Here is a 23,174-nt window from a genome sequence, read left to right on the forward strand (position 1 = left end):
ATCGGAACGAGCCGGATCGGTGGTCCGGGTTCGAACGACAGCTGCCGAGAGGGGCGACTGAACGCTTCGGTCGGCTACGGCCGACCGTGTCGGGCTGCATCCGGCCAGGAAGCGACGTTCCGTCGTGACAATCGTACATCCGCGTATGGACGGTCATGCCTGTTGAAGGCATGGCCAAGCGTCAGTCACTGCATGAGTCTGATGGACGCTGCTGTGATCCAGTTATTTTGGCGTCTGATACATTCAGCTGGAATCCATTTCGGGGGTATGTCATGAAGCTTCGTACCGTGTATTTGAAGGTGAGTGATATGGGCGAGTCCACGTCTTTCTGGGAGCGACTTCTCGGATATGGACCGCTTAAGCAGTCCGGCAAGTGGACTGAATTCATGATCGGCACAAACAGACTGGGCCTTTTGTTGAACGATTTTGGAGATGAGATAAAAGGTAGCAGCTCCGTGCCTGTCTTTGAGTTCGAAGAAAATGCGCTGCACGAATTCGTGAAGCGGGCAACAGAAAACGGAGCCTCCGTCGTGATGGACGGATTGAAGATCGAGTCCATGAAAAGCATCGTATTAAGCAGCCCGGACGGACACGAGTTCGAGCTTTGCATGTGCCGCGACTAACCAACAGCTTTGCAGTTCGTCGCATGTCGTACGAACGACCACTTGCCGGCAACGAAGGGCCGTTGAAAGAGCCGCGACGAAAGTCCCATCCGGGACGAAAGCGCCTATTCTCCGTGCCTGACAGCCGACGTTCTGTGCAGATGCTCAGCCGAACGTCCACAAGTTAGCGTCACGTGGAGCAAGCTCGTTGCCACAGAAAGGCTCTGTCGATGGGCGAATTTTGTTCGGCCCACAATCTCTGTGATCCATGTACGGGCAGGTCAAATTCAACGGAGCGCTGAATGACGGTCATCGCACAACTTTCGGATATTCATGTCCGGCCTCACGGTGTCCTATATCAAGACGCTGTGGATTCGAATGTCATGTTTTCGGCAGCCGTCGATTCGCTGAACCGCATTCGACCTGAGCCGGACCTGGTCGTCATCTCCGGCGACCTTACGGACGAGGGCACCGAAGACGAGTATCAAAAACTTCGCGAATTGCTTGTCGAGTTGAGGCGACCGTTCGTGGTTCTGCCGGGTAATCATGACGACCGTGGCAAGCTGCGAGCCGCGTTCTCGGATCACGCGTGGCTTCCGAACGAGGGTGCACTCTCGTTCGCGCTAGACGTGGGCGAACTACGCCTCGTGGCGTTGGACACCTCCGTTCCTGGACTACATCACGGTGAACTGGACGCCGATACCTTGGCGTGGCTCGACAGTGAACTGACCGAGCATCGCAGTCGAACCGTGGTTATCGTCATGCACCATCCACCGTTCATGACCGGCATTCCTTATCTGGACATCTACGGGTTGCGAAATGCGGATGCATTTGCCAGGGTTCTTGCGCGGCATAGCAACGTGGATCGCATTCTTGCCGGGCACGTCCATCGGTCAATGCAGACGCGTCTCGGGAGCGTTCCGGTACTCACCTGCCCGAGCACGACCACCCAGATTGCGCTGCGAGTTGAAGCGGACGCGCAGCCCGCTTCTTTTCTCGAACCACCGGCATACATGCTGCATCGCTGGACAGGTCGCGGTCAGTCGGCGGTCTCCCACTTGTGTTACGTGGGGCATTTCGAAGGCCCGTTCCCCTTCGCGTAAGCGCCCTCGTCAAGCACACAGCGGCATGTTATCGGCAAGCAACGACCGCTTGTTACCTCCGAGCAGACATCTCGACTTTCGACGTCAAGCTCCGCAACGGGTCGAAGTGTGAAGCCCTTCTCGCCTGGTACAAGAGAATGCGGGAACGCCCGAGTGCCAAGAACCGGCCGGCATTTGCCTGAAATTGCAGCTGTGGCCTGACTTCATTGATGAACGACTACTCTTCGGTCGCTTCGGTTGCAGCGCCGGGGCGACCGGCACCCATGAGTTGGACTACTTAACAACTCGATCTCGACTGGATGACGACGAAGCCAGGAGATGAGCTTTCACGGGTTCGACGGAAGCCACGTTGAGTTCGGGTCGTCTACGGCCCGCTGGAAGGCGCGTTGATCGGAACCGCCGCTACCGGCCTGGCCATCCGGCCTTCTGTGCCCGGTCGAGCGAGGCTCGCACGACCAGACGATGGAAAGGAGCGATAACGCCAAGATAGGCCCGACCCAGCAGGCGGTTGTAGAAGACAAGCGTCGTGACGATCAATCGCTGGGGCCGGTCCTCGGACGCAGGCTGCACGAGAACCGACATGCGGAAATCAAGATGCGTGTCGTCCTCGCCCAGAATGATCTCGTCTTCATGTCGTTCGAACACGCGGAAAATACTGAGCCGGTCGCCCTTCGCGACTTTCAGATCGATCGCTCTTTTAAGGCCGAATGGCCATACGGCAATGTCGCGAACGCCCAGCAGCATCGCGATCCACTTGGGTTGCCCCGCAAAGATGTATCGAGCGAGAGACTCTGCGTCGTTGCAGGCAGTCGTTGGCAAGTCCACCGAAAACGCGTCGGCAAAATCAGCCTTGTCGTACGACCGGCTCAGCCGTGAGGTTGCCGGCAGGCCGATCGGTTCAGCCTTCGTCGAATTCGTCTGCATGCCCATTCTCCATGCGTTCAAGTTGCCCGGCTGCCTCGGCGCGGTCCAAGCGAACGCAGGCGAGAGAATCAGCGTGACATATTCGCGCTCGAACCGAAGCCAACCTGATCGTGGCGGTCGCAATGAACAATGCCAAGACGTTCATCCGGCGGCTGAGCGTCTGCGAACGGACATTCGCGAAAGACCGACGCTCTTCACAGGATGATCGGTGCCAATTTCGTCCGGCCGGGATCATTGGACCGGATCACCTCTCGGGATCGGCCCACCTTTGCACACTCACCTGTGCCAGCGCCTCGAATATAGCGGGCGTGCGTTCCAGGCGGGCGATCGTCCGCGCGCCTTCGAGCGCGGCGACCAACGCGGCTGCGGTAGAGGACGCGCGCGTGGGAGCGAAACCGCACCCCCTGAAATGCTCCGCAATGATCTCGGTCGACTCGACAAATCCGCGCGCGACCCGTTTGGTCAGCTCGGCGTCGAGCGCGGGCAGCTCATTCGCCAGATTTTGCATCAGACACCCGTACTGGAAATCAGAGGCGACCATTTCGGCCGCGAATGCCTTGAAAATCTGATGAACAAAATCCAGAGCATCACCCGTCGTATTCGACGAGATCTCACGCAATACAGCAATTCGATTCGCAATGTAATCATCGATTGCTTCTTCTGCGAGTTGTGCCTTGCCGCGTGGAAAGTGAAAGTAGAACGATCCTTTGGGCGCACCGCTTTCTTCAAGGATCTGGGTCAATCCCGTCGCAGTGTAGCCCTGGATGCGAAACAGTCGCTGGGCGGTGGCAATCGCGCGAGCGCGGGCGTCAGTCTTACGTGGCATGCGGCGAACATAGCACGTTTCGCTTGATGATTCTATGGCGATTGGCATAGTATGGTGATCACCATACCAGGAGCCCGGCTATGCCCCTCGACCCGATCGCAAGTCAGGAAGGTTCGTTCAGTGATGCGCAGCCTGCCCGGATGGCGGCAGGACTAGCTGAAACCGAAGGTGAAGCGTGCGGGTTTCCTCGCTCACCGTATGCAGCGCGCCTTCGTGTTGGGGATGATCGCCCTCGATTGCCCGGCAGCCGTGCGAATTGTTCGCCGCGTGCGTTTTCGCTGAAGCTGAAGACAGCGCTTGCACGGGGACGGGGCGTTCCGTCATGAGTCGCCCACTTCGCTTCGGGCCATCGGCGTCGCGCCGAGCCTTTCTGGCAATGGGCGCGGTCAGCCTGTTTGCGTCGTTGATTCGGCCCGCCCGCGCAAACCCCATGGGAGGAATTGACTTGTCCACCTCAACATATGGCGATGGAACGCTTCCGAAGCGGGTCCGCTCGCGCATGATCCACGGGGTCAACGGCCTCGATGTCCATATTCTCGAGGCCGGCTACGAGAACCCCGGCCGGCCGCTCGCACTGCTTCTGCACGGTTTTCCCGATTTGGCTTACGGGTGGCGACACCTGATCCCGATTCTGGCTGACGCCGGCTACCACGTCGTGGCACCCGACCAGCGGGGTTTTGGCCGCACCACCGGTTGGATCAACGACTATGACGCCCCGCTAGCGCCCTTCAGCTTGTTGAACATGACGCGTGACGCGCTCGGACTGGTTCTGGCGTTGGGGCATCGGCGTACGGCAATGCTCGTCGGGCACGACCTCGGCTCGCCCGTCGCGGCCTATTGTGCGCTGGCCCGACCTGACGTCTTCCCCTCGGTGGTGCTGATGAGCGCACCGTTCCCCGGCCCACCGACGCTTCCGTTCAACATTGCGGAAAGCGATACATCGCCGGTTCAACCGAACACGGGCAATCAGAAGTTGGCGGCTGCGCTGGCGGCGCTCGACCCGCCGAGAGCGTATTACCAGCAATACCTGAGCACACGGGAGGCGAACCATGAGATGTGGCACCCCCCTCAAGGCTTGCACGCGTTTCTTCGTGCATTTTTCTACGTCAAGAGCGCCGACTGGCCGGGAAACAAGCCGCATCCGTTGAAGGCGCCAACCGCGGCAGAGCTTGCGCAAATGCCCACCTATTACGTCATGGATCTCGGCAAGACGATGCCCGAGACCGTCGCTCCATTCCACCCTTCTGCCGCCGAGGTCCTGGCCAGCAAATGGCTCACCGAGCCGGAACTTCGGGTGTACACGGAGGAATATGGCCGCACGGGGTTTCAAGGCGCCCTGCAGGCTTATCGCGTCTTTTCCGATCCTGACCTGAACGCCGAGTTGCGCCTGTTTTCGGGCAAGACGATCGATGTCCCGTCGCTCTTCATTGGCGGCAAGCGCGATTGGGGCACGTATTCGGCGCCGGGCGCGCTCGATCTGATGAGGACGAAGGCGACGACGAGAATGGGAGGCATCGAGCTGATCGACGGCGCTGGTCACTGGATCCAGCAGGAGCAGCCGGTGCGGCTCGGCGAGCTCCTGCTCGCCTTCACCAGGGAGGTGGTTGGGGCGGATCAGTCCGGCAGTTAGGTCGGGGAATGGCTATCGTTGCGCTTGAAAATATCGCGCGGCTTCCGGACCACCGTCCCTTCAGGTCCGTCACGTTTCAGTGAAGCGCGTTGGGTTGGATGGCTCAGGTCCGGCATTGGCTTCAGGCTCTGCTGCCCTCGATCGAGGAGTGAGTGCCACATGCTCCCCGACGTGGAACGACGTCTCGGTGCCAGATGCACTTCGCGGCCGAAAGACGTTCCACTCCAGACACCTGCTTCGCGTCGGTCCCAAGGACCGCATCGGGTGCAGCCGCCCACGTCGGACGGCAATCGGCCAGTTGCCGGAAATCAGGACCGGCGGGTGCCGGCCAGGAGCGGACGGTCGACATGGCCGTTCAAATTGCCGACAATTACGGGCTGATCGAAACGGATACTTCTCACGACGATAGGACATGATGAAAGGACCGGCTTTACTCGCCTTGGTATTGCTTTGCACGGGATGTGCCAATTTGAAACACCAATCGCGAGATCCAGCCGCGCTCGCAACCCTACCTGCCGATCCAGATCAGGCGAAGGTACCTCAATGGGTGTTGGTGAGTCCGCCGTACCCGTTGACGCTGTCCAAGAAGGTCGAGATCGACTTGAACTCGATTCACAAAACAGGCGACGGCGGTATCACCGTCTGGAGCCGCGACACCTACATCGACGAGCAAGTCGTTTCGCCGACGGAGACTTACAGAATTGGTGAAGCTAGGTATTGGTTCGATTGTGCTCGCAAGCTGTTCAACATCGACTATGTTCATACGAGGAAAGGTAATGGAGCGTTGGTTCGATCACGCCTGATAGAGATTGCAACTCGTCAGACCGATAATCCAATTCCACCGAGGTCGTTGATCAGCGCTGAAGCGGACCTCGCATGCAGCTACGCCGAGAAGCGATAGAAAACGACGGTTTGCTATGTCCTCGTGGAACAAGCACGATCTCGCGGTGCGCGCTTTCGATCGAGGACTAGCGTCACCCTTTGACGAACGTCCGCTACTGGCAAATATGAAGGACCGCTTCGGGTCGGTAACGGCCGTCGCAAGACCTTGCCTCAACCAGGACGCCCGACCCGATTCCCCCTACTTCATCGCCACCAACGGCCCGACAAAAGCCTCGAAGTGCGGCAACCAGATCGGTATCGCGTCCTTGACCGCAAACATCCCGTGCCCGTTCTTGCCGAACGGCGGTTCGACAATCATCTGCCCGCGCCCACCTGCCCCCTGAAACGCGGCGAACCAGGTCGCCACCACCTCCGGCGCGAAATACTTGTCGTTCTGCACGTAATGCCACAGCACCGGCACCCGCGTCGTACTCGCGAAATGCCCGATCGTGTCGGCCATCTGCTTCGGATCGCACGGCATGCCGGGATGAGTCGTCGGGTTCCCGCCACGTCCGCCCGAGAAGTTCACCACCGCGACCACGCCTTGCGGCGCGTAGCTCGCCGCCGCCAGCGAAGCGAAACCACCCGCCGATTGCCCGACCAGCACGACGCGGTTTCGATCCACCTGCGGCATCGTCTGCGCATACCGCACGGCCGCGAGCACATCGCGCGCGGCCTGCTGCCCCGCAGTGAGGTAATCGGGATGCCGGCACGAACCCGCATCCTCTTCGTCGACCCCGCCCGTCGCCCCGTACCCGCGGCGGATCGGCACGATGACCGCGAAACCGAGTTGCACGAACGTCCGGATCTGCGGCAACGCGCGATAGCGGCGCACCTTCGGCCGGTCGCGCGGATCGGGCGGGCTGCCGTGGCTCAGCACGATCAGCGGAAAGGGCCCGGGGCCGTCCGGCATGTAGGTGGTGGCGACGATGTCCCGCGTGCCCGCCCCTTCGTCGACCGGGACCTTGACGACGGTTTCATGCAGATCGGGCGCGATGGACGTGTCGTCGACCGCCGTCGTCGCACAGCCGACGACGGAAGCGATCAACGCGCCCGAGATCAGCGCGCGACACAGGCGAATGGCGATCCGGTTTCGGTTTCGACGAACGACGATGCTCATGGGTGATCTCTCCACGAATCCGCAGCCGACGGCCCACGCTGCCGCGACGCATACGGCGAAGGCGTCAGTGTATCCGGGCGGCGCGCCCCCGGCATCGCTTCGATCGATCCGTTACCCGGCGACCACCGCACCCCGCCTTCATGCTCCGGCCGGCTCGGCACGGCCACTGCAAGCCGGAACCCGTCATCCACAACGGCAACGGAAAGACGAAGATCTCGCCCCGCCGCCGGACCACCCTCCCGCCAAGCTTTCCCCCCCTCCATCAAACCTCCATCTTTCCGCACAAAAAACTCCATCGGGCGCACGCACACTTCGATCCGAAAATGCGGGCCGCTGGGTGCCTGCGTCCCATGGAGTCGAAATGAAAAATCAGAAACGAGCCTGCTACGGCGCCGTGTGCGCGCTGGTAGCGGCGATGCTGGCGGGCTGCGGGCCCTCCGAACAGCAGGCCGCGGCGCCGGCCACCCCGGTTGCGGCGATGACGCTGGCGGGCGCGCCCCTCGACCTGACCGAAGACCTGCCGGGCCGCGTCGCGGCCGTCCGGATCGCCGAGATCCGGCCGCAGGTCAGCGGCATCGTGCAGCGGCGGCTGTTCGAACAAGGCACGGAAGTCCGTGCCGGCCAGCCGCTGTTCCAGATCAACCCGGCGCCGTTCAAGGCCGACATGGACACGGCTGCGGCGGCCCTGCAACGCGCGGAAGCCGCGCTTGCGCGGGCCAAGGTGCAGACCACCCGGCTCAAGCCGCTGGTCGAGGCCGACGCGATCAGCCGCCAGGTGTACGACGACTCGGTGTCGCAACGCGATCAGGCGGCCGCCGACGTCGCGCAGGCCCGTGCGACGCTCGCACGCCGCCAGCTCGACCTGAAGTTCGCGACCGTCGAGGCGCCGATCACGGGCCGCATCGACCAGGCCCTCGTGACCGAGGGTGCACTGGTCGCCAGCAGCGACAGCCAGCCGATGGCACGCATCCAGCAGATCGACCAGGTCTACGTGGACGTGCGGCAGCCGGCCGCATCGCTCGAATCGCTGCGCGGCGCGCTCGCGGCCCGGCCGGACACCGCGGGCAACGGGCTGCCGGTCGACGTGCTGCGCGACGACGACTCTCGCTACGACGTGAAGGGCCGCATGCTGTTCTCAGGCGTCAACGTCGACCCGGGCACCGGCGACGTGCTGCTGCGCGTGCTGGTCGACAACCCGAAGCGCGAGCTGTTGCCGGGCATGTACGTGCGTGCCCGCATTCCGCGTGGGCATTACGAGAACGCGCTGACCGTGCCGCAACAGGCGATCGTCCGCGCAGGCGGCAAGCCGCAGGTCTGGGTGCTCGACGCGAAGAGCCAGGCGCACCTGAAGTCCATCGAAGTGGGCGAGCTGACGAACCGCAGCTATCGCATCAAGTCGGGTCTGCAGGCAGGCCAGAAGGTCGTCGTCGAAGGCATGGAGCGCCTGGTCGACGGCGCGACCGTGACGGCGACCGACTGGAAGGCGCCTGAAGCGGTCAAGACCGCTTCGTCGCACTGAGTCACGGGGAGCCTCCAGTCATGTCCCAATTCTTCATCCGGCGCCCGGTCTTCGCGTGGGTGATCGCCCTCTTCATCATCCTGCTGGGCCTGATCGCCATCCCCGAACTGCCGGTTGCGCGCTATCCGTCGGTCGCGCCGCCGACCGTCACCATTACCGCCACCTACCCGGGCGCCACGCCGCAGACGATGAACGACAGCGTGCTGAGCCTCATCGAGCGCGAGCTGTCCGGCGTCCGGAACCTGCTGTACTTCGAATCGGCGTCGGATACCTCCGGCCAGGCGAAGATCACCGCGACCTTCAAGCCCGGCACCGATTCGGCGATGGCGCAGGTCGAAGTGCAGAACAAGCTCAAGTCGGTCGAGCCGCGCCTGCCGCCCGTCGTGCGGCAAAACGGCGTGATCGTGGAGTCTGCCTCCACGGGCTTCCTGTTGTTCGTCGGCCTGAAGTCGGACAGCGGCCGCTATGACGAAAACGCGCTGGCCGACTACATGGCGCGCAACGTCGTCGAGGATCTGCGACGTGTCGACGGCGTCGGCAAGGTGCAACTGTTCGGTTCCGAACAGGCGATGCGCATCTGGGTCGATCCGCAGAAGCTGATCACCTACGGCCTGTCGATGAACGACCTGACGAACGCCGTCGCCCAGCAGAACGTGCAGATCGCCCCGGGCAGCCTCGGTGCGGCGCCCGCCCTGCCAGGCCAGCGCGTCACCGTGCCGCTCACCGCGCAAGGCCAGCTCACGTCGCCCGAGCAGTTCGCGAAGATCGTGCTGCGCGCGAACGCGAACGGCTCGAAGGTCGTGCTCGGCGACGTCGCGCGGGTCGAGCTCGGCCCGCAGTCGTTCACCTTCGTCAACAGCGAGAACGGCAAGCCCGCGACCTTCGCCGGCGTGCAGCTGGCGCCGGGCGCGAACGCGGTGAAGACCGCCGAGGCCGTGCGCGAGCAACTGGACATGATCGCCAAGACGATGCCGGCCGGCATGACCTACTCGATCCCGTTCGATACCGCACCGTTCGTGAAGATCTCGATCGAGAAGGTGATTCACACGCTGCTCGAAGCGATGGTGCTCGTGTTCCTCGTGATGTACCTGTTCCTGCAGAACGTGCGCTACACGCTGATCCCGGCGATCGTCGCGCCGGTGGCGATGCTCGGCACCTTCACGGTCATGCTGATGACGGGCTTCTCGATCAACGTGCTGACGATGTTCGGCATGGTGCTCGCGATCGGCATCATCGTCGACGATGCGATCGTCGTCGTGGAGAACGTCGAACGCCTGATGGTGGAAGAAGGCCTGTCGCCGAAAGACGCGACGATCAAGGCGATGAAGGAAATCACCGGCGCCATCATCGGCATCACGCTGGTGCTGACGGCCGTGTTCCTGCCGATGGCGATGTCGAGCGGTTCGGTCGGCGTGATCTATCAGCAGTTCACGATGTCGATGGCCGTGTCGATCATGTTCTCGGCCCTGCTCGCGCTGACGCTGACGCCGGCCCTGTGCGCGACGATGCTCAAGCCGGTCGAGCATGGCCACCACGAGAAGCGCGGCTTCTTCGGCTGGTTCAACCGCCGCTTCGACCGCATGACGAACTGGTATGAAACGCGCGTCGGCAAGCTGCTCGGCCGCACCGGCCGTGTGATGCTGCTGTTCGTCGCGCTTTCCACCGCGCTGGTGTTCGGCTTCCGCATGCTGCCGTCGTCGTTCCTGCCCGAGGAAGACCAGGGCTACTTCATGACCGGCTTCCTGCTCCCGTCGGATTCGACCGTCGAGCGCACGGGCGACGTGGTCAAGACCCTCGAGAAGCATCTCGCATCGCGTCCGGGCATCGAGTCGAGCATCTCCATCATCGGCTACGGCTTCTCGGGCCTCGGCTCCAACGCGGCGCTGAATTACGCGGTGCTCAAGGACTGGGACAAGCGCGGAGGGGCAAACGCGATGGACGAAGCGATGCAAGCGCAGGCCGCGATGGGCGGCGTGACGGAAGGCACGGTCATGAGCCTGTTGCCGCCGGCGATCGACGGGCTGGGCACCAGCTCGGGCTTCACGATGCGCCTGCAGGATCGCGCGAACCAGGGCTACGCGGCACTCAAGGCGGCTGAAGCCAAGCTGCTCGAACTGGCCGCGCAAAGCAAGGTGGTGACCGGTGTCTATCCGGACAGCCTGCCGGCCGGTACCAGCGTGAAGCTGGATATCGACCGCGAGAAGGCCGAAGCGCTCGGCGTGTCGTTCACGACCATCAGCGACACGCTGTCGGCCGCGATGGGTTCGACCTACGTGAACGACTTCCCGAACGCGGGCCGCATGCAGCAGGTGATCATCCAGGCGGATGCCCCGGCACGCATGCAGATCGAGAACGTGATGAAGCTCTACGTGCGCAACGCGACCGGAGGCATGGTGCCGCTGTCCGAAGTGGTGCGTCCGGTCTGGTCGGAAACCCCGCTGCAGATGGTGCGCTTCCAGGGTTACCCGTCCGCACGGATCTCCGGCGGCTCGGCCCCCGGCTACTCCAGCGGCGCGGCCATGGCCGAGATGGAACGTCTGGCCGCGCAGTTGCCGCCGGGCTTCACGGTGGCGTGGACCGGCCAGTCGCTGCAGGAGCGCGAGTCGGCTTCGCAGGCGCCGATGCTGATGGCGCTGTCGATGGTCGTCGTGTTCCTGGTGCTCGCGGCGCTCTACGAGAGCTGGGCGATTCCGCTGTCGGTGATGCTGGTGGTGCCACTCGGCCTGATCGGCGCGCTCGGCGCCGTGATGCTCCGCGGGATGCCGAACGACGTGTTCTTCAAGGTCGGGATGATCACCGTGATCGGCCTGTCGGCGAAGAACGCGATCCTGATCGTAGAAGTCGCGAAGCAGTTGCGCGAGGAAGGCATGGGGCTGATCGAGTCGGCCTTGAAGGCGTCCAGGCTGCGTCTGCGCCCGATCCTGATGACCTCGCTCGCGTTCGGCCTCGGCGTCGTCCCGCTGATGATCGCGACCGGCGCGAGCGCCGAAACGCAGCACGCGATCGGCACCGGCGTGTTCGGCGGCATGGTGACCGCCACCGTGCTGGCCATTTTCTTCGTTCCGGTCTTCTACGTGTTCGTGATGAGCATCCAGGAACGCATCTCGGCATGGCGCGCATCCGGCAAGAAGCCCGCCGCCGTGACCCACGAACATGAAGGTTGATGCCATGCGATTACTCATTCTTTCCGCAGCGGTTTCCGCGGCGCTCGTGCTGTCGGCGTGCTCGATGGCGCCGAAGCTGGTCAAACCCGAAATGCCGGTGCCGACCGCCTATACGACCGCTGTCGCGGCCGACCAGCACGCGAACGCGGCCGATCTCGGCTGGCGCTCGATGTTCGGCGACCGCCGCCTGCAGCGCCTGATCGAGCTCGCGCTCGAGAACAACCGCGACCTGCGCCTGGCCGCGCTGAACGTCCAGGCTGCCGAAGCGCAGTACGGCATCCAGCGTTCCGCGCGCCTGCCGTCGATCGGCGCCGGCGCGAGCTTCACGCGTCAGCGCACGGCCGCCGACTCGCAATCGAACCCGCCGCTGCTCGAAAACACGCAGAACCAGTACGGCGTGAACATCGGTCTCAGCGCGTTCGAGATCGACCTGTTCGGCCGCGTGAAGTCGTTGTCGGATGCGGCGTTCGCGCGCTACCTCGCGACCGATCACGGCCGCCGGGCGGTGCAGATCGCGCTCGTCGGCTCCGTGGCCAACGCGTATTTCGCCGAGCGCCTCGCGCAAGAGCAGCGCGCGCTGTCCGAACGCACGCTGAACGACTGGCGCCAGTCGCTCGACCTCGCGCGCCGCCTCAAGCTCGCCGACCAGGCGAGCGGCGTCGACATCGCGCAGGCCGAAGGCCAGGTCGCGAGCGCCAGCGCCGATCTCGAGGCGCGTTCGCGCGCCGTCGAGCAGGCGGGCAACGCGCTGCGGCTGCTGGTCGGCACCGACCTGCCGAAGAACCTGCCCGATCCGCTGTCGCTGGAACGCCAGCCGGTGATGACCAAGCTGCCGGCCGGATTGCCGTCGGAATTGCTGTACCGCCGGCCGGACATCCAGCAGGCCGAGCAGAATCTCGTCGCCGCCAACGCCGACATCGGCGCGGCGCGCGCGGCATTCTTCCCGCGCCTGTCGCTGACGTCGTCGATCGGCTTCCTCAGCCCGGGGCTCGGCAGCCTGTTCGACGGCGGCCAGCGTGTGTGGAGCTTCGCGCCGCAGGTCACGCTGCCGATCTTCCAGGGCGGCCGGCTGCGATCCGAGCTGAATCTCGCGGAAGTGCGCAAGTCCAGTGCGGTCGTCGAGTACGAACGCTCGATCCAGACCGCGTTCCGCGAAGTGGCCGACGGCCTCGCCGGGCGCGAGACCTTCAGCCGCCAGATCGACGCGCAGACGAAGGTCGTCAAGAGCGCCGAGCGCCGTACCGACCTCGTGAACCTGCGCTATCGCGCGGGCATCGAGGATCGGCTGGAACTGCTCGACTCGCAGCGCCAGCTGTATGCCGCGCGCCAGACGTTGCTGGATTTGCGCAACGCCGAACTGGGCAACGCGGTCGCGCTCTACAAGGCGCTCGGTGGCGGGCTGACCGACACCGACGTGCCTCCCGCCAACAGCGTGGCAAAGAACTGAGCAACGGGCCGTCGCCCATCCGTTCGCGACGACTGAAAGCACGGTGAAGTCCGGCGGCACACGTGCCGCGCCGCCGGCCCTAACGGTCACGCTCACTTCCAGTGGACCCGATGAACCCTCTGATACTCATTGCCGAAGACGATCCGGAGATCGCCGACATACTCGACGCGTACCTCGCCCACGACGGCTTTCGCACCTATCGCGTCGGTCACGGCCAGGCCGTGCTCGACGTGCAGCCCGTGCTGAAGCCCGACCTGATCCTGCTCGACGTCAGGATGCCGAAGAAGGACGGCTGGGAAGTCCTGGTCGAACTGCGCCGCCGCAGCGACACGCCGATCGTCATCATCACGGCGCTCGATCGCGAGATCGATCGCTTGCAGGGGCTGCGTTTCGGCGCGGACGACTACATCACGAAGCCGTTCAATCCGGCCGAGGTGGTCGCGCGCATCCGAGCGATCCTGCGTCGTTTCGAAGCGGCCACGTCCGGGCGCTTCATCAAGGTCGGCAACCTTGAAATCGATACGCAAAGCTATCTGACCACGGTCCGCACCGACACCGGAGAAACCGGCGTCTCGCTGACGCTGACCGAATTCCGGCTGCTCGCGCACCTGGCCGGCTCGCCGAACCGCGTGTTCACGCGCAGCGAACTGATCGACGCCTGCCTCGCCGACGTCGATGCGCTGGAGCGCACCGTCGACAGCCATATCAGCCGGCTGCGCAGGAAGCTCGAATGCGCGGGCGCGTCCGGGGTGCCGGAGGTGATGCGCGGGGTCGGCTACCGGCTGCGCAGCACCCAGTGAACGCGCGTCCAGGATGGCGGCGGCGAGGAGCGCGGATCGTCGGACTCCTGATGGTCGCCCTCGCGCTGGCAATCGCCGATGCAGGGTTCATCGCCTACTGCCTGATCCAGGCGGTCTGGTCCCCCGCGACGAACAGCGCACTCATGGCCGTGATTCGCGAGACGCCGGAATACCTGGTACTCGCCGTATTGCTGTTGGCCGGACTGGCCACGTCGATCGTCGATCTGCTCAGACTGGTGCGCTCGACCGAAACCCGGCGATGAACACGTGAGTCCGGTCAAATGGGCTGGGGGAGCCGTCCATGGGAGCGCGCGAAGGTATACGGTTATGGGAACCGGCTACCTTGAAACCTGAAGCACCCCGTTACGCGCGCCGCCGGTAAGTGCCTGGCGTGCTCCCTGTCCAGTGCCGGAACGCGCGATGGAACGCGCTCGGATCGTCGAAGCCGATGTCGGCGCCGATCGCCGCGATCGTGTCGGGCGTATCGGTCAGCCGCTGGATCGCGATGTCGCGCCGCAGTTCGTCCTTGAGCACCTGGAACGTCGTCCCTTCGGCGGCCAGGTGGCGGCTCAGCGTGCGCACCGAGCAATGCAGGTGCTCGGCCGCCTGGTCGATCACCGGCAGGTCAGGCAACGCTTCCGACAGGTACTGCCGCACGCGATGGCACACGAGCTGTTCGCTGAACGATTCGAAGATCCAGTCGCCCGGTGCGCGCGCGAGGAACTTGCGCAGGTTGCGCTTGCTCTGCCGGATCGGCGCGTCGAGGTAATCCGCGCTGAAGCGCATCAGCGTGCGCTCGCAGTCGAACTGCACGGCGCCAGTGAAGAAGTACAGGTGTTCGACCGCATGGCGCGGCCGCGGGCACGCGAACTCGATCTGCAGCAGCGGGATCTTCTGCCCGATCAGCCAGGAGCACACGCCGTGCACGAGCTTGAGCATCAGTTCCTGGCCGAGCGCGCCGATCGGACCGATGGCGTCGTTCGGGCGCAGCACCACCTGCGCGACGAGACCGTCGCGCTTCGATTCGACGAAGAAATCGTCGAGCAGGATATGGAAGAATTGCCCGAAACGATGCAGCGCCGTTTCGAGGTTGCGCGCGTCGAGCAGGCTCAGGCACAGGTACTTCAGCGTGCCGCCGCGCAGCGGGCGCGAGAAGATGCCGGGCATCTCGTCGTCGAGTTCGATCGCGAGCGTGCGGTACAGCGTCGAGAACTGCTCCTCCGTCACGCGCGCATGCGGTTCGCCGAGCAGCTCGATCGGAATGCCGGCCCCGCCCAGGTAGCGCTCGACCACGTCGCGCTGCACGGCCGCGCTTGCGAGGAAGCCGTTGACGAGCGAGATCGGCACCGTCGCGCTCGGCGAAGGCAGCGCACGCCCGGGTGCGGGCCCGGGCTGGGCGGAAAGTGAATCTGAACCGGTCATCGCGTCCCCGTCGATCGAACCGCTCGCATTGTACTTGAGCGGCCCGCGCGGAGCCTTCCGGGCCGTCGGCACGCCGGGCATTGCGCTGCGCGCCGACGCCATCAGTCGGTGCGGCTGAGTTCCCGGCGCAGGATCTTGCCGACGGTCGACTTCGGCAGCCGGTCGACGAAGCGAATCAGCTTCGGTACCTTGTAGGCCGCGAGGCTCTCGCGGCAATGCGCGACGAGTTGCGCGTCCGTCACATCGGCGTCCTGCGCCAGCACCACGAACAGTTTCACGGCCTCGCCCGTGCGCGCGTCCGGCACGCCGATGCACGCGCACTCGGCCACGCCCGGCACGGCGGTCGCGACCGCTTCCACCTCGTTCGGGTACACGTTGAAGCCCGACACGATGATCATGTCCTTCTTGCGGTCGACGATCCGCAGGAAACCGGCTTCGTCGAACACGCCGACGTCGCCGGTGCGGAAATAGCCGTCGGCCGTGAACGCGGCCGCATTCGCGTCCGGTTTCTGCCAGTAGCCGCCCATCACCTGCGGCCCCTTCACGCAGATCTCGCCCGCGCCGCCGATCGCCACCTCGTTGTCCTGCTCGTCGAGCAGCTTCACGTCGGTCGACGGCAGCGGCAGGCCCGTGGTGCCCGTGAACGAGTCGATCGACTGCGGGTTGAACGACACGACCGGCGACGTTTCCGACAGCCCGTAGCCCTCGCGGATGAAGTTGCCCGTCACCGCCTTCCAGCGCGACGAGATCACGTCGATCACGGCCGCGCCGCCGCCGGCCGACAGCTTCAGCCGCGACCAGTCGACTTCCGTCAGGCGCGGATGGCCGGCGAGCCCTGCGTACAGCGTGTTCACGCCGACGAACACCGTCGGCCGCGCGGCCTTCAGCACGTCGATGAAGCCGTCCATGTCGCGCGGGTTCGCGATCAGCCAGTTCTGCGCGCCGATCGCGAAGTAGGACAGGAAGTTCACCGTCAGCGCGAAGATGTGATACATCGGGATCGCCGTGACGACGACCTCCTCGCCCGGCTCGCGCGCGGCCGGCACGATCGCGCCGAACTGCTCGATGTTCGCGACGAGGTTGCGGTGCGACAGCGCGGCGCCCTTCGACAGGCCGGTCGTGCCGCCCGTGTACTGCAGCAGCAGCAGGTCCTCGCCGCCGAGCGCAACCGGTTCGAACGTGAGCGATTCGCCGGCGGCAATGGCATCCGCGAGCGGGATCGAACCGGGCGGCAGCGCGTCGCAGGTCCCGGCCGGCGCATCGACGACGCCGAGATCGCCGCGCCCGACGCTCAGCACGGTGCGCACGCGCGTGCCGCCGACCACTTCGGCGAACGTGCCCATCGACCCGCCGCACACCAGCGCGACCTCGACGCCCGCGTCGTCGAGCTGATGCTCGAGTTCGCGCGCCGTGTAGAGCGGGTTCACGTTGACCTGGATCGCGCCGATCTTCGCGACCGCGACGAACGCGACCGGAAACGCGAGCACGTTGGGCAGCATCACGGCCACGCGATCACCCTTGCGCACGCCCACGACCTGCTGCAGATAGGCGGCCAGCGCGGTCGACAGGCGGTCGACGTCGGCATAGGTCAGCGTGCGGCCATACGAGTGGAACGCCGGGCGATCGGCGAATCGGCGCATCGCGTCGTCCAGCAGCGCGCTTACGGAAGGAAAGCGATCGGGATCGATCTCGGCGGGGATCGAGCCATACGACCCGGTCCAGTGTCTCTTCGTCATGTCTCACTCCACGGGGGACGGCGCGCCGGCCGCGCCGTTCGCACGATGGCCTGCACGCCGGAGAAGCGCGGACCATCGCCTGACCGGCGACTATCGCCCGTGCGGCGCACTTTGAAAATGATCCCCGCGGCCGAAAAGATGATCGAAACGGACATGTGCACCGCGCCTGTCCAGACAACTTCGCCGAATACCGCCTACTTGGCCGGCCGCCAGGCTCCGGGCCGGCTGCAGCGATACGGGCGCCATCGAAGCCCGCTGGGCCGGGTAGCACTGGCGCCGTATCAGGGTGAACCCTGTGGCGCATGGGACCGATCCCGCGCAGAATTGCGTGCCGTCAACGATATCGATTCGGACGCAGGATGCTCCCATGCCGCGCAGTGCGCTCTTGAACCCGACGACCGCCCGCGCAGCCCGCCTGCCGGACGTCGAGCCGACCCACACATTACGCCAGCAGCGCTTCACGCCGGCCAAGCTGGCCGTGCTGCTCGACGTGGCCGCGCAAGCCGGCCTCGACCCGGCAGCAGTGCTCGACGGTACCGGCCTCACGCCGGCCGCCGTCGCGGACCCGTTCACGCTCACGTCGCCGCTGCAGTTCCTCACGGCCGCGCGCAATGCGATCGGCCGCTACGACGGCACCGATCTCGGCGTGCGCGTCGGCCACCGGCTGCACGTGTCGAGCTACGGGATGTACGGCTACGCGATGCTGTGTTCGGAATCGCTCGCGCACGCGTTCGAATCCGCCGTCAAATATCACCGGCTCGCGAACGGCATGCTCGCGATCCGCTGGGTCGAACAGGGCGACATCGTGTCGTGGCAGTTTCCCGACCGGCACGAAGTCGCGCTACCCGATCTCGACGAACCGCTGTACCGCTTCCTGATCGACATGCAGTTCGCGCTGCACGTGACGATCATCAAGGACGTGATGGGAGCGTGGTGCGTGCCGGCGCGCGCGCAGTTCGCGCAGCCGCAGCCGGTGCACGCGGCGCTGCTGGCCGACGCGCTCGAATGCCCGATCGCCTTCGACCAGCCGCATCATGTGCTCAGCTACCCGGCCGCGTGGCTCACGCGCGCACCGCAGCTCGCGAATCCGATTACCGCCGCGCAGGTGTCGTCGCATTGCGCGAGCCTGCTCGATGAATTGCGCAGCCAGGCCGGCGTCACGCGGCGCGTGTACCAGGAACTCACACGCACGCCCGGGCAGTTTCCGGACATCGACGCGATAGCGGACATCCTGTGCATCACGTCGCGCACGCTGCGCCGCAAGCTCGAAGCCGAAGGCACGTCGTACAGCGAACTGCTGGCGAGCGTGCGCAAGGCGCTCGCGATCGACTATCTCGGCACGACCACGCTCAGCACCGAGGACATCGCATTGGCGCTCGGCTTCAGCGACGCGGTGGGGTTTCGCCACGCGTTCAAGCGCTGGACCGGCGTGACGCCGAGTGACGTTCGGCGCAAGCGCGGCGGCTGAGCGCGGGCGTGACCGGCGCTGACGACGATCAGCGCCCGTCGCCGGCCGCAGGCGTGGCCACCGCCAGCGCGAACTCGAACACCGCACCGCGCCCGGCCCGATCAACCAGCCGGATACTGCTGCCGTTGAGCGCCAGCATCCGGTGCACGATCAGCAGCCCGAGCCCGCCGCTCGTCACCGCGCCGCCGCTCATCGGCCGCTGCGGCCGCTGGAACAGCCCGTCGCGCCGCGCCGCCGGAATCCCTTCGCCGGTATCGGCCACGGTCACGAGCACGTGGTCGCCGCGCGGCTCCAGCGCGACCTCGACCTCGCCGTGCGCGGGCGTGTGCCGCAGCGCGTTGTCGAGCAGGTTGGTCAGCACGCGCTCGATCATCCCGAGATCGGCCGACACGACCGGCACCCGCGGCGGAATCCGCGCATGCAGCGCGACGCCGCGCGCCTGCGCGGTCAGCTCGAATTTCTGGAACACGTCCTGCACGAGATCGACGAGCGAGAACGGCTCGCGCTCGGCCTGCACGCCACCCGATTCGAGCCGCGCGAGCTCGAACAGCGCCTGCGCGAGCCGGCCGACCTTCGCGCTCTGCGCGAGCGCGATCGACAGGTAGCGCCGCCGTTCATTCTCGGCCAGCGTGTCCGACTTCAGCGACAGCGTCTCCAGGTAGCCGTGCAGCGACGTGAGCGGCGTGCGCAGATCGTGCGAGATGTTCGTGATCAGTTCGCGCCGCTGCTGATCCTGGTGCGTCAGCGCGCGCCACTGGTCACCGATCCGGTCGGCCATCTGCGCGAACGCGGATTCGAGCACGACGATGTCGTCGCCGCGCCGGCCCGGCCGCGAGCGCGGCACCGGCGGCTGCGTGTCGGGCGTACCGTTCGCGTCGAAGCGGCGCATCGCGTCGGTCAGCCGACGCAGCGGGCGCGTGATGAAGCTGAACGCGGTGAGGCCCGCGAGCAGGCCGAGCAGCGCGACCAGTGCCATCGACCACAGCGTCGTGCGCAATACGTTGCCGGCGTCGACGCGCGCGGCCAGCTGGTCGTGCGCCTCGCCGAGCAGCACCACGTAGATGTAGCCCGACGGCGGCTGTCCCGCGAGCTGCAGCGGCGCGGCGCTGAACACCTTGCGCGCATCCGGGCTGCGCGGGTCGTCGCCGAGGATCGGCAGCGGCTCGCCCGCGATGAAGCGTTGCACGGGCGCGAGATCGACGCGGTCGCGCTTCACGTGGCCGGGCGGCGCATCGTCGCCCTTGATCCGCCCTGCGTTGTCGAGCAGATAGACCTCGACACTCGGGTTCACGCCCATCAACTGGCCGAACAATGTGCGCACGGCATCCGGGCGCAGTCCGTTCGCGTCCATCAGCGGCGCGCTGTGGGTCACGCTGTTGACGATATTCGCGGCCAGGTCGCGCGACAGCCCCTGCACCACTTCCTGCTCGCGCATGTCGTTCGCGCGGATCTGCAGCCACGCGGACGCGCCCGAGCACGCCAGCAGCAGCACCGAGAACACGAGCGACAGCCGCTGGGTAAGGGTGAGCTTCATCATGCGTCCCGCTGGCCCGGCGCGGCGAGCTTGTAGCCGCGGCCCCACACGGTGAGGATCCGCACGGGCTCGGCCGGATCGGCCTCGATCTTCGCGCGCAGCCGGTTGATGTGGGTGTTGACCGTGTGCTCGTAGCCTTCGTGCTGGTAGCCCCACACGGCATTGAGCAGGTCCATACGCGAGAACACCTTGCCCGGGTGCCGCGCGAAGAAGTACAGCAGGTCGAATTCGCGCGGCGTGAGGTCGATGCGCGCGCCGTCCACGCTCGCCTCGCGCGCGATCGGGTCGATCGCCAGCCCCGCGACGTCGAGCGTGCCCGCGTCGATCCGCGAATCGCGCGCGAGCGCATCGACGCGCCGCAGCAGCGCCTTCACGCGCGCGACGAGTTCGAGCACGGAGAACGGCTTGGCCAGATAGTCGTCGGCGCCGAGCTCGAGGCCGAGGATCCGGTGCACCTCGCTCGAACGCGCACTGGTGATGATGATCGGCGTGTAGCGCGTCATCGCACGCGCGCGCCGGCAGATTTCGAGGCCGTCGACGCCCGGCAGCATCAGGTCGAGGATCAGCGCATCCCAGCCGCCCTGTTCGAGCAGGCGCAGCCCCTCGGCCCCGTCCGCGCTGTGCACGACCTCGTAGCGCTCGTCGCGCAGGTGCAGGCTCAGTACATCGGCGATATCGGCGTCGTCCTCGACGATCAGGATGCGTTTCGGTTGATCCATGGCGGTGGGCGGCGGCACGTCGGTGCCGAAGTCGGGTATCGGTTCGGGCCGGCCCCGGTCCGGCTGGACGGATGCGCGGGGGCGAATGGCGGCGATGGGCCGCGCTGCCGCCATTGTGCAAAATTTTGCGGCGGGAAGGGATCACAAATCGTTTAGATTTGGATCGTGCTTGCGCCCGATGCCGATGCCCGCAAGGTTTCGCGCTCCGGCCCTTGAACTGGATTTCCAGTCGCCCGGAATGCGCTCAGGTCGAATGTCGGTGAGGCTAGCCTGGCTTCGCTCAATCATCCAGAAGGGCTGATCGAAGACCCAGATGTTGAACGAATGGATCGAAGTCGCGATCGCTGTACAGCAACGAGACCCCGTTCTCAATGCAATAAGTCGCGATCAGCGTGTCGATGGTCTTGCGGATCGTCACGCCTCGCGCGCTCAACTCACGATAATTTCGCGCGGCCTGGACAGCGTTGTCGGTACCGACCAGCGACACGACATTCATGTGCCCCGTCATCAACTGTCGGGCGACATTGAATTCGGATTCAGCCGAGAAGCCTTGCAACACCTCCGCGACGATCAGGTCGCCCGACAACAGTGCCGCGTGGCCGAGCAAAGCATCGAGCTTGTCGGTTTCCGGCGCAACCTTGCCGCGGAAATAGTCGATCCAGACGCTCGAATCCACGAGCGTCATCGATCCGTCCTCATGGCGTCGAGATCACCTTCCCAGTGGAGTTTTCCACGGAACTGGCGAATCTGCTCTTGCTGCTTGAGCTTGATGATCGTCTTCAGACCGAGCTCGACCGCCTCACGCTTGGTTTTGACACCGGTTGCGGCAAGCGCCTCGGCCATCAGCTTGTCGTCGATTTCAATGTTGGTACGCATGGCACACCTCTCGATGTGTATGAATTTCTAAATTATACACATCACGACCCAACGCGTCTCACCCACCACGCCCCCCCTGGGTGGCAAGGTCAAACAGCGCCATCGACAGTATTTCGTGCTGACCGTCTCCGGTTACCCGATCCGTTTGGTCCTCCGCGCGCGGATTGAAGGAACGACGATGCCCGCCCGTTCCTCCTTCCTTGAAAGAACCCTCTCCGCCACGTACACCCGCGCCCGCCGGCAACTGACCGACGACGAACACCATGCACGCCATGAATGGCTCGGCGCCGGCATCACGGGTATATTCCTCGGCTGCGTGGGAGCGTTGATGACCGGGATCGGCCCCAGGCCGATGCACACATGATCGGTCCTGCTGCTGCGTAGAGGCATGACGGGCCGGCGGCTTGCCGGACGTGACGCCATTCAACCTCGATCGAATGTGACCCGCCCCGTCGTGGACGACCGAAGTTGCATACACAAATAAACAAGAGAGATTCCGGGAAAATGCTTCGATATGCTTGCCTGTTTGCTCACGACCACCCGTCCACGCCCGAGACCGTGTGGGATATCGACAACGGCCAGATGGACGGCTGGGCCGAATGGTTCGAACAGATTCCGCACCTGTTCCTCTACCTGATCGGCGATGCAGCGCATCTGCCACAGATCGCACCATGCGCGATGTTTGGCGATGTCGAGTCACCCGCCTGCCTGATGGCGCCGATGGCCGAGGTGCGCGAACGCTGGCATGCGCTGGACCGGCACATGCGGCCACGGCTGCCGCAGTTGCCTGCCGATGCCCGGGCGCAATGGGCACACATGCACACGACCGTCTCGACGACGACGCGCGAATGGCTGATCCTCGATTGCAGCCAGTTTTGCGACGCGGCCATCGGCACACCCGACATGAACGCGTTCCTGCAGCAGACTCAACAACGCTGCGCCGAATGGGGCCCGGCACCCGAGATGGATGCGGGCGACCTGCCGCCCGTCCTTCTACCGTTGCTGAGCGAGGCAACGGGGCAATGGGGATGGTGGAATCCGAACGTGATCGAGCGCATCTACGCGATCGAGGCGCAGCCGCATGCGGAATGGCCGGATGATCTGCGGGAAAGCTACGAGCCGGCAAGGGACTGGCAACCATGGATCGAGGAAGTGCAGGCGTACTATGTTCGGCGAATCGATCGTGCTGCGGGCGAAACGCCTTCGGCCGACGCCGATCGGCCACGCGCCCCGGCCGGGCTCGTCACGCCATATGGGCGCTGGCTGGTGCACCCCGACGAAGGCGCGGAATAGATCGACATCGAGGCAGGCTATATCGTCATCAGGCAACACGGTGACTGGATTGCCGGGGCGCCGGGCGGCCTCAAGGATCTGAATGGCCGGTGGGTCGTGCCGGCTTCCG

21 protein-coding genes are annotated in these 23,174 nt (G+C 65.1%); 12 read left to right on the forward strand and 9 right to left on the reverse strand.

The genetic code is table 11. The annotated features are described in order from the left end of the window. The first annotated feature begins 272 nt into the window (after nucleotides 1-272). Nucleotides 273-623: a VOC family protein gene (locus LXE91_RS36980; RefSeq protein ID WP_039353214.1), complete on the forward strand. Its 351-nt coding sequence runs from the start codon at nucleotides 273-275 to the stop codon at nucleotides 621-623. A gap of 281 nt (nucleotides 624-904) precedes the next feature. Further along, nucleotides 905-1,705, forward strand: a complete 801-nt coding sequence (locus LXE91_RS36985; RefSeq protein WP_039353217.1) for a phosphodiesterase — start codon at nucleotides 905-907, stop codon at nucleotides 1,703-1,705. 402 nt (nucleotides 1,706-2,107) lie between these two features. On the opposite strand, the gene LXE91_RS36990 is transcribed toward LXE91_RS36985, so the two are convergent. Both LXE91_RS36990 and LXE91_RS36995 read right to left on the reverse strand, forming a co-directional pair. After that, nucleotides 2,108-2,629: a DUF2867 domain-containing protein gene (locus LXE91_RS36990; RefSeq protein ID WP_039353463.1), complete on the reverse strand. Its 522-nt coding sequence runs from the start codon at nucleotides 2,627-2,629 to the stop codon at nucleotides 2,108-2,110. A 244-nt stretch (nucleotides 2,630-2,873) separates the two neighbouring features. Further along, complete coding sequence (locus LXE91_RS36995) at nucleotides 2,874-3,455, reverse strand: TetR/AcrR family transcriptional regulator (protein WP_174923819.1); 582 nt, start codon at nucleotides 3,453-3,455, stop codon at nucleotides 2,874-2,876. Between the two features lie 499 nt (nucleotides 3,456-3,954). Here LXE91_RS36995 and LXE91_RS37000 point away from each other — a divergent pair, with 499 nt between their 5' ends. Both LXE91_RS37000 and LXE91_RS37005 read left to right on the forward strand, forming a co-directional pair. Continuing rightward, nucleotides 3,955-5,085 (forward strand): alpha/beta fold hydrolase, encoded by a 1,131-nt coding sequence (locus LXE91_RS37000; RefSeq protein ID WP_039353222.1) that lies wholly within the window; start codon nucleotides 3,955-3,957, stop codon nucleotides 5,083-5,085. A gap of 412 nt (nucleotides 5,086-5,497) precedes the next feature. Next, nucleotides 5,498-5,986 carry a surface-adhesin E family protein gene (locus LXE91_RS37005; RefSeq protein WP_135370823.1) on the forward strand — a complete coding sequence of 163 codons (489 nt, stop codon included), beginning with the start codon at nucleotides 5,498-5,500 and terminating at the stop codon, nucleotides 5,984-5,986. A 180-nt stretch (nucleotides 5,987-6,166) separates the two neighbouring features. Here LXE91_RS37005 and LXE91_RS37010 read toward each other — a convergent pair whose 3' ends face one another. Then, complete coding sequence (locus tag LXE91_RS37010; protein ID WP_052760071.1) at nucleotides 6,167-7,087, reverse strand: alpha/beta hydrolase family protein; 921 nt, start codon at nucleotides 7,085-7,087, stop codon at nucleotides 6,167-6,169. Nucleotides 7,088-7,448: 361 nt separating this feature from the next. Here LXE91_RS37010 and LXE91_RS37015 point away from each other — a divergent pair, with 361 nt between their 5' ends. The 5 genes from LXE91_RS37015 (at nucleotide 7,449) to LXE91_RS37035 (ending at nucleotide 14,280) form a co-directional block, all read left to right on the forward strand. After that, the gene (locus tag LXE91_RS37015) at nucleotides 7,449-8,606 is read left to right on the forward strand and encodes an efflux RND transporter periplasmic adaptor subunit (protein ID WP_039353226.1); all 1,158 of its coding nucleotides are present in this window, start codon (nucleotides 7,449-7,451) and stop codon (nucleotides 8,604-8,606) included. A 20-nt stretch (nucleotides 8,607-8,626) separates the two neighbouring features. Further along, on the forward strand, nucleotides 8,627-11,770 hold the full coding sequence (locus LXE91_RS37020) for a multidrug efflux RND transporter permease subunit (RefSeq protein ID WP_039353229.1): 3,144 nt from the start codon (nucleotides 8,627-8,629) through the stop codon (nucleotides 11,768-11,770). 4 nt (nucleotides 11,771-11,774) lie between these two features. Next, on the forward strand, nucleotides 11,775-13,217 hold the full coding sequence (locus LXE91_RS37025; RefSeq protein WP_039353232.1) for an efflux transporter outer membrane subunit: 1,443 nt from the start codon (nucleotides 11,775-11,777) through the stop codon (nucleotides 13,215-13,217). 110 nt (nucleotides 13,218-13,327) lie between these two features. Next, on the forward strand, nucleotides 13,328-14,017 hold the full coding sequence (locus tag LXE91_RS37030) for a response regulator (RefSeq protein ID WP_039353469.1): 690 nt from the start codon (nucleotides 13,328-13,330) through the stop codon (nucleotides 14,015-14,017). 50 nt (nucleotides 14,018-14,067) lie between these two features. Beyond that, a complete protein-coding gene (locus LXE91_RS37035; protein WP_039353237.1) occupies nucleotides 14,068-14,280 on the forward strand; it encodes a hypothetical protein in 213 nt (70 codons plus the stop codon). Between the two features lie 100 nt (nucleotides 14,281-14,380). On the opposite strand, the gene LXE91_RS37040 is transcribed toward LXE91_RS37035, so the two are convergent. Then, nucleotides 14,381-15,541 (reverse strand): AraC family transcriptional regulator, encoded by a 1,161-nt coding sequence (locus LXE91_RS37040; RefSeq protein ID WP_223274393.1) that lies wholly within the window; start codon nucleotides 15,539-15,541, stop codon nucleotides 14,381-14,383. Then, a complete protein-coding gene (locus LXE91_RS37045) occupies nucleotides 15,541-17,175 on the reverse strand; it encodes an AMP-binding protein (RefSeq protein WP_039353239.1) in 1,635 nt (544 codons plus the stop codon). Before LXE91_RS37045 ends, LXE91_RS37040 begins: the two co-directional genes overlap by 1 nt. A 367-nt stretch (nucleotides 17,176-17,542) precedes the next feature. Here LXE91_RS37045 and LXE91_RS37050 point away from each other — a divergent pair, with 367 nt between their 5' ends. Further along, nucleotides 17,543-18,643, forward strand: coding sequence for an AraC family transcriptional regulator (locus tag LXE91_RS37050; protein WP_039353242.1), 1,101 nt, complete (start codon nucleotides 17,543-17,545; stop codon nucleotides 18,641-18,643). Between the two features lie 28 nt (nucleotides 18,644-18,671). Here LXE91_RS37050 and LXE91_RS37055 read toward each other — a convergent pair whose 3' ends face one another. From LXE91_RS37055 to LXE91_RS37070, 4 genes are all read right to left on the reverse strand, one after another. Continuing rightward, entirely contained in the window at nucleotides 18,672-20,177 is a 1,506-nt protein-coding gene (locus tag LXE91_RS37055) for a HAMP domain-containing sensor histidine kinase (protein ID WP_039353245.1), read from the reverse strand. Continuing rightward, nucleotides 20,177-20,896, reverse strand: a complete 720-nt coding sequence (locus tag LXE91_RS37060) for a response regulator transcription factor (RefSeq protein WP_039353478.1) — start codon at nucleotides 20,894-20,896, stop codon at nucleotides 20,177-20,179. The genes LXE91_RS37055 and LXE91_RS37060 overlap by 1 nt, the downstream gene beginning before the upstream one ends. 280 nt (nucleotides 20,897-21,176) lie before the next feature. Continuing rightward, nucleotides 21,177-21,581, reverse strand: coding sequence for a type II toxin-antitoxin system VapC family toxin (vapC, locus tag LXE91_RS37065; protein WP_039353248.1), 405 nt, complete (start codon nucleotides 21,579-21,581; stop codon nucleotides 21,177-21,179). Then, on the reverse strand, nucleotides 21,578-21,772 hold the full coding sequence (locus LXE91_RS37070) for a type II toxin-antitoxin system VapB family antitoxin (RefSeq protein ID WP_039353253.1): 195 nt from the start codon (nucleotides 21,770-21,772) through the stop codon (nucleotides 21,578-21,580). The genes vapC and LXE91_RS37070 overlap by 4 nt, the downstream gene beginning before the upstream one ends. A gap of 115 nt (nucleotides 21,773-21,887) precedes the next feature. Between LXE91_RS37070 and LXE91_RS37075 the strand changes: the two genes are divergently transcribed. After that, nucleotides 21,888-22,136 (forward strand): hypothetical protein, encoded by a 249-nt coding sequence (locus LXE91_RS37075; protein ID WP_046196881.1) that lies wholly within the window; start codon nucleotides 21,888-21,890, stop codon nucleotides 22,134-22,136. Between the two features lie 140 nt (nucleotides 22,137-22,276). Next, nucleotides 22,277-23,065: a DUF7822 domain-containing protein gene (locus LXE91_RS37080; protein WP_135370824.1), complete on the forward strand. Its 789-nt coding sequence runs from the start codon at nucleotides 22,277-22,279 to the stop codon at nucleotides 23,063-23,065. The last annotated feature ends 109 nt before the right edge of the window (nucleotides 23,066-23,174 follow it).

This window comes from Burkholderia contaminans, assembly GCF_029633825.1.
Classification (GTDB): Bacteria; Pseudomonadota; Gammaproteobacteria; order Burkholderiales; family Burkholderiaceae; genus Burkholderia; species Burkholderia contaminans.